7 protein-coding genes and 2 tRNA genes are annotated in these 6,094 nt (G+C 67.7%); 3 read left to right on the forward strand and 6 right to left on the reverse strand.

Annotation, left to right across the window (positions count from 1 at the left end; translation table 11 throughout):
- Positions 1-6: 6 nt before the first annotated feature.
- Positions 7-603: a DUF3000 domain-containing protein gene (locus tag Q4F73_RS04545; protein ID WP_303358171.1), complete on the reverse strand. Its 597-nt coding sequence runs from the start codon at positions 601-603 to the stop codon at positions 7-9.
- A gap of 81 nt (positions 604-684) precedes the next feature.
- Here Q4F73_RS04545 and hemQ point away from each other — a divergent pair, with 81 nt between their 5' ends.
- On the forward strand, positions 685-1,425 hold the full coding sequence (hemQ, locus tag Q4F73_RS04550) for a hydrogen peroxide-dependent heme synthase (protein ID WP_303358177.1): 741 nt from the start codon (positions 685-687) through the stop codon (positions 1,423-1,425).
- Here the strand turns inward: hemQ and msrB are convergent.
- From msrB to Q4F73_RS04565, 3 genes are read right to left on the reverse strand one after another with little or no spacing between them, the layout of a single operon-like run.
- Complete coding sequence (msrB, locus tag Q4F73_RS04555) at positions 1,422-1,847, reverse strand: peptide-methionine (R)-S-oxide reductase MsrB (RefSeq protein ID WP_303358172.1); 426 nt, start codon at positions 1,845-1,847, stop codon at positions 1,422-1,424. The genes hemQ and msrB overlap by 4 nt on opposite strands.
- On the reverse strand, positions 1,792-3,051 hold the full coding sequence (locus Q4F73_RS04560) for a glycosyltransferase family 87 protein (protein ID WP_303358178.1): 1,260 nt from the start codon (positions 3,049-3,051) through the stop codon (positions 1,792-1,794). Before Q4F73_RS04560 ends, msrB begins: the two co-directional genes overlap by 56 nt.
- A gap of 10 nt (positions 3,052-3,061) precedes the next feature.
- Positions 3,062-3,796 (reverse strand): pyrimidine reductase family protein, encoded by a 735-nt coding sequence (locus tag Q4F73_RS04565; protein ID WP_303358173.1) that lies wholly within the window; start codon positions 3,794-3,796, stop codon positions 3,062-3,064.
- Positions 3,797-3,820: 24 nt separating this feature from the next.
- Between Q4F73_RS04565 and Q4F73_RS04570 the strand changes: the two genes are divergently transcribed.
- Both Q4F73_RS04570 and Q4F73_RS04575 read left to right on the forward strand, forming a co-directional pair.
- A complete protein-coding gene (locus Q4F73_RS04570) occupies positions 3,821-4,861 on the forward strand; it encodes a hypothetical protein (RefSeq protein ID WP_303358174.1) in 1,041 nt (346 codons plus the stop codon).
- On the forward strand, positions 4,848-5,813 hold the full coding sequence (locus Q4F73_RS04575; RefSeq protein WP_303358175.1) for an asparagine synthase C-terminal domain-containing protein: 966 nt from the start codon (positions 4,848-4,850) through the stop codon (positions 5,811-5,813). Before Q4F73_RS04570 ends, Q4F73_RS04575 begins: the two co-directional genes overlap by 14 nt.
- 32 nt (positions 5,814-5,845) lie before the next feature.
- On the opposite strand, the gene Q4F73_RS04580 is transcribed toward Q4F73_RS04575, so the two are convergent.
- A tRNA-Gly gene (locus Q4F73_RS04580) sits at positions 5,846-5,921 on the reverse strand.
- A gap of 23 nt (positions 5,922-5,944) precedes the next feature.
- A tRNA-Val gene (locus Q4F73_RS04585) sits at positions 5,945-6,016 on the reverse strand.
- Positions 6,017-6,094: the final 78 nt, after the last annotated feature.

Below are 6,094 nucleotides of genomic sequence, written 5' to 3' on the forward strand. Positions count from 1 at the left end.
ACCAGTTTACGTCAGGCGGGCCACGCCCTCCGGAGGGAGACCGGCGACATTGGCCAGGACACGGGAGAAGGCCTCGACGTGCGGCGCGAGGTCGAGATCGGAGGCGGTCCAGGAGGCGCGCATCTCCAGCTGGTGGGCGCGCGGCGGTCCGCCGATCTCCCCGAAACGCACCGAGGCGGTCGCGGTGACGGTGCCACCGAGGTTGGTGTGGTCGGCGCCGGTGTCGGCGAGTCCCTCGGTGAGCCACTCCCAGGCGACGTCGGGAAGCAGCGGGTCCGAGGCGACCTCGTGGTCCATGTCGGCCTGGATGTAGGCGACCAGACGCATCGCACCCTCCCAGGCCTCTTCGGCACCGGGATCGTGGAGGAGGATGAGGCGGCCGAAGGCGTCGCCTTCGGTCTCGGCCTCGTCCCAGGTGCGTTCGACCTCGAGGCCGATGGCGTGGCTGAACGGTGCCAGGCGCTGCGGCGGGCGGATCGTCCCGAGCGTGATCTCCGCGCGGAGCTGCGCCGTGTGCATCGACTCGACGGCCTGCGTGAAAACGGCCGGAGTTCCCGCCTCGTCGGCCGGGCGGGTGGTGTCGGAAGCATCTGGGGTGAACACGTCCTCAAAACTAACCAGGCGGGCGGGTGTGCAGGGTTAGGCGCGCCGTGGGTTGCCCCCGGCAGGGTCCTCCAACTTATGATGGATGACGTCGCCTCCCCACCGAAGAAAGAGGATTTCGTGAGCAAACTGAACTTCGATGAACTCAACGCCGTGCAGCGTTACACCCAGTTCGTCACCTTCCGCGCCATTCCGGGTGCCCTGGGCACCGAGCGCGAGGAGATCATCGCGGAGGCGCGTGCCTTCTTCGATCAGCTCGCCTCCGCCGGCAAGGTCGTCGTCCGCGGCATCTACGACGTGTCCGGCATCAACGCCGAGGCCGATCTCATGATCTGGTGGCATGCCGAGGAGTTCGAGGACCTGCAGGCCGCCTACCAGGGCTTCCGCCGCACCACCGTCCTGGGACAGCTGCTGGAGTCCACGTGGATCGGCACCGGTCTGCACCGCCCGGCGGAGTTCAACCGCTCGCACCTGCCGTCGTTCATCATGGGGGAGGAGGCGGAGGCGTGGATCACCGTCTACCCCTTCGTCCGCTCCTACGAGTGGTACCTGCTGGATCCGAAGGAGCGCCGCCGCATCCTGTCCGAGCACGGCCAGGCCGCCCGCGATTTCCCGGATGTCCGCGCCAACACGGTGCCGGCCTTCGCCCTCGGTGACTACGAGTGGATGCTGGCCTTCGAGGGGCCGGAGCTGCACCGCATCGTCGACCTCATGCACCAGATGCGCTACACCGACGCCCGCCTGCACGTCCGCGAGGAGACCCCGTTCTTCTCGGGTCGCCGGGTGGCGGACATCGGTGAGGTCGCGGCGATCCTGCCCTAGGATTCGCTTCTCGACGCCCCTTCCGACGGCTCCAGGGTCAACGAAATGGAGTTGATGCAGTAGCGCAGGTCGGTGGGGGTGTCGTAACCTTCGCCCTCGAAGACGTGGCCGAGGTGCGACTCGCAGGTGGCGCACAGCACCTCGATGCGGGTCATCCCGTGGGAGGTGTCGCGGCGTTCGATGATGCGGTCACCGGCCAGGGGGGAGAAGAAGGACGGCCAGCCGCAGTGGCTGTCGAATTTCTCGGTGGAGCGGAACAGTTCGGTGCCGCAGGCCCTACAGGCGTAGACGCCCTCGGTGGTGGTGTCGGTGTATTCACCGACGTGCGGGGGTTCGGTGCCGGCCCGGCGGAGGACGTGGAATTCCTCAGGGCTGAGGCGCTGGCGCCATTCGTCGTCGCTGATCAGGGTGAAGTCGGTCATGCGTCGAGTCTACTGTTTCGCTGCGCCACCAGACGAGGGCGCAGGTGGTGATGACGACGAGCAGGATGCCCCAGCCGAGGGTGGGGTGGAAGAAGTCGAGCCAGCGGGTGAGGTCGATCGCGCGCCAGGAGTGGAAGGACTCCGGGGTGAGGAAGAGGAAGGCGGCCAGCCAGGCGGTCCACGTGTGGAAGACGCTGGTGCGCTGCAGGACCGTGAACATCATCGGGAACAGCATCATGGAGTAGTACATCTGACCCAGGGAGGACAGGAAGAACACTCCGGTGAGAAGCAGCCCGGTGGTCGTGGTGGCCCACAGGAGGGGGTCGGTGTAGCGCCACCGCAGCAGGACGATGACACCGACGGCGACGACCGCGGCGAACAGCAGCCACAGGGCGTTTTCCAGCAGGGTGGGCATGCCGAAGTAGACGGCGGCGCCGGCGAGGGAGGAGTTGGCGTAGTCGCGGACCTCGGAGAGGTAGGGGACGAGGGTGGTCAGGTAGTCCGAGGCACCGGGCACCAGCGGCCAGGCGACGACATTGAACACGGCCGGGACGGCGAGGCCACCGAGGACGGGGCGCCAGTCGAGTTTGACGGCGGGCAACAACAGCAGCGGTGCGAACTGCGGTTTGATGAGGATCGCCAGGCCGATCACCAGCCCCGCGGCCCAGCCGTGGCCGCGTAGCAGCAGCCACAGGAAACCGACCAGGGCCAGCAGCAGCAGACCGTTGATGTTGGAGAAGATGAGCGTGTTGCGTACGGCCTCGGTGAGAAAGGCCAGGGCGATGGCACCGGGCCAGATCACCGAGCGCAGGGAGAAGCCGAACATTTTCGTCAGCAGCCCCAGGGCGGCGATGATCGCCAGGGCGTTGGCGATGATGAACGCGGTGCGGGCGGCGTCGTGGTTGCTCAGCCAGCCGAGGGGGCTGAGCAGCAGGGTGGCGCCCGGGTTGTAGAGGTAGTGCGGATCGACGTGGTGGTAGATCTCGTTGTAGACGGGCACACCGTCCAGGGAGCGGCGAACCGCCGAGTACACGGTGGTGAAGTCGTCGGTGACGGAGCCGTTGAGGGCCAGGACGAAGATCCGGTGCAGGACGAGGATGATCGCCAAGGGCCAGGCGACGGCGCGGCCGACCACGTCCACGCGGGTCAGCGGACGGTCGTGGGGCTCGGTCAGGGGGGTTCGGGCGACCCAGAGGCTCGTCACATTCACGCGATCACCGTACCGCACGGTAGCGGAGGAAAAGGGTACCGTCGTCGCTCGCCGCGTGGTGTTCGAGGTGCAGGCGGGTGGAGATGGTGTGCGTGGCGTCGAAAAGCGGCTTCTCCACGGGCACCTGTAGCAGCGGATCCACCGTCAGGTGGAGGACATCGACGGCGTCGGCGGAAAACATCATCGAGTAGAGCGACGGTCCCCCCTCACACAGCACCCGGAACAACCCCCGCGCGTGCAGGGCCCCCATGATCTCTGCGGCCGTGCCACTGCCGGTGGACACCCATTCCGCCCCGGCCGCGGTGAGCGCTTGCCGACGCGCGGCGAGGGCGGCGTCGGCCAATGCGTCCGCGGGGGCCAGAATCAGCGGGGCAGTGGCGGTGTTCCAGAACAGCTGACTCGACGGGTCGAGGTCGAGGGTGCGGGTGACCACGGCGACGGGGGCGACCGCTGACTGGCCGCGATCCCGGCGTCGGTAAGCGGTCGCGTCGGTGGTGCGGACCCCGAAATAGTTCTCGGCCACCGCGGTGCGCCCCCCGACCACGACGACATCGGCCCAGTCGCGCAGCGCATTGAGCAGCGCGTGGTCGGTGTCGTTGCCCAATGAACGGGAACTCCCGTTGACCGCCCCAGAACCGGAGAGCGTGCTGATCGCCATCGCCCGACACTCAGCGACACCGACCTCCCAGACGGGACCGATGAGAGGGGTGAGGAACGATTCCTCGGCGCCTGGCATCATGGTCGGCACTCTACACTGAGATCTGTGACCGATCTCCAGCAGCTGAAGGACAGCGCCCAGGCCCGCGCCGACCATGTGGCCAGGTACGGCGCGGAGTGGGCGACGGTGTGCGCGCGACAGGCCGGCGAACAGGCGTGGGCCCTGCGCGAGAACCTCGACGTTCTCACCGACCTGGCCTGGGAGGCCCGCAGTCAGGGGCTGGGTGCCCCGCGGGTCATCGGCAACGAGCAACTGGTGGCGACGGGCAACCGCCATCAGGATGCGGCACTGGCCATTCTGGCGCTGCAGGGATCACGCTTCGATTTCGACCACCGCCGGATGCACCAGATTCTCAGCATCATCGGCCCGGATCTGCTGGCCGAGGGCAACCTCGGGGAGGCATTCGAGCAGTTCGCGCGGCTGGCGGCGGGGGAGGTCGTGCCCACGGACGACATCCGGGCGGTGGCCGATGCCGGTGCGGCCGTCAAAGTCCAGCACCTGGTCCTGCACGGGCTCTGGTTGTCCCCGCACGCCACCTACGGGTCGCTGCTGGTGGAGATCGGGCGCCGCCTCATCCGGCAGAATCCGACCGACGCCAACGCCTGGATGCGGCGGGCCGACGGACACCGCCGGCTCCACGACTATCAGGCCGCGCTCGATGCCATCGACACCGCGATCTACCACCTGCCCGCCGACCGGCTGACCATCCACGACGACTTCGCGCGGCAGCGGCTGTTCATCACCAACGAGTGGCAGATGCACGACATGATCACCACACTCGGCCAGGACCAGCAGAATCACCTGCGCACCACGGTCAGCGCCTACGGGGAGAAGCTCCGGACGGAATACCAGTCGATGGTCTTCCGGGTGATGGAGATCCTGGCGTTGTTCACCGCACTCATCGGACTGCTGGCCGCGACGGTCGGCACCGCCGTGGCCGGGTCGCTGAGCATGTGGGAGAGAATCGCCGTCATGTCGGGGGCGTCGTTGTTCCTGATCTTCTTCTTCGTCATGGTGCGGGTGCTCTCCCGACCCGACCGGCGCACCTACGTCGAACTCCCGGAGGTTCCCCATGACGCGGCTTGACTGTGAGTATGTCGCCGACACCACCGACATGTCGGTGCCCGGAACCTACGACATCGCCGACCGGGTGCAGGCGCGCGAGGAGATCATCGCCTTCCTGCAGGGCCGGATCACGGCCGTGTGTGACGCCTATCCGGCACCGCAGATCCTCATGCTCTCCGGCGGCATCGACTCCATCCTGGTGGCGGCGGCAGCGGCCTCGCTCGATCGCGGCGACGGGGCTTTCGTGGCGATGACCCTGGCGCACCCGGGGCATGCAGCCGCCACCGAGGAGCTCCGGGTGGCGCAGCAGGTCGCGGCACTGGTGGGGATTCCGCACGAGGTGATCGCGCCCGATGCACATCAGTGGCGCGGGATCATCTCGGACACGGTGGCCCGCCTCGACAACTCCGATCCGTGGGAGGTCCTGGCCGGGGCGACCCTCGTGGCGGTCGATCGGCATGCGAGGTCCCGCGGGATGTCGGGGGCGTTGATCACCGGGGCGGGCGCCGACGCGCTGTTCCTCGGGGGAGGCGAGGCCGACCTGGCCGTCGACGACTGGGATGAGGCGGTGCGCTCGAAGGTCGCCGCGAACTTCACCCGCGACCGCTTCATCCCCGATTTCTACGAGCGGCTTCTCGACGATCCGGCCCGGCACATCCAGGTATGGCAGACACGGGAGGCTTATGAGTTGGCCCTGCGGATTCACCCCTCGGTGGTACGCGGCGGGGGCGTCGACAAGCAGATCCACCGCGAGGCAGCGCAGCACCTGGGCATCCCCGGCGAGCTTGTCCGGGCACGCAAGCACGCGATGCAGCTCTCCAGCGGGGGAGTAGACACCCTCGTCGCGCAGGCGCGCGAGGAGCTGGCGCGGGCGACCGCAGGAAAGACCTACAGTGACCCCAGGGAGGAGGACCCGGAGTTTCTCGTCGCCCGGCTCTGGCTCCGGGAGATCCACCGGCGGGGCAGGCAATGACAACGCCCCCGGGTGAAAACCCGGGGGCGTGGTGGAGCGGATGACGAGACTCGAACTCGCGACCCTCACCTTGGCAAGGTGATGCGCTACCAACTGCGCTACATCCGCAATCGAGACCCTGGGGGTCTCTGTGCGCGATACTGGGATTGAACCAGTGACCTCTTCCGTGTCAGGGAAGCGCTCTCCCGCTGAGCTAAACGCGCGTGGGCCAGAAAAATCCTGACCAGAGGTGGAAACGGGAATCGAACCCGTGTGCACGGTTTTGCAGACCGTTGCCTCAC

The organism is Corynebacterium sp., from assembly GCF_030535495.1.
Lineage (GTDB): Bacteria > Actinomycetota > Actinomycetes > Mycobacteriales > Mycobacteriaceae > Corynebacterium.

Excerpts from the sequence above, each read along its gene's own strand:
- hemQ (WP_303358177.1), top strand. The coding sequence starts at position 685 with ATGGATGACGTCGCCTCCCCACCGAAGAAAGAGGATTTCGTGAGCAAA.
- Q4F73_RS04565 (WP_303358173.1), bottom strand. The coding sequence starts at position 3,796 with ATGATGCCAGGCGCCGAGGAATCGTTCCTCACCCCTCTCATCGGTCCC.
- msrB (WP_303358172.1), bottom strand. The coding sequence starts at position 1,847 with ATGACCGACTTCACCCTGATCAGCGACGACGAATGGCGCCAGCGCCTC.
- Q4F73_RS04575 (WP_303358175.1), top strand. The coding sequence starts at position 4,848 with ATGACGCGGCTTGACTGTGAGTATGTCGCCGACACCACCGACATGTCG.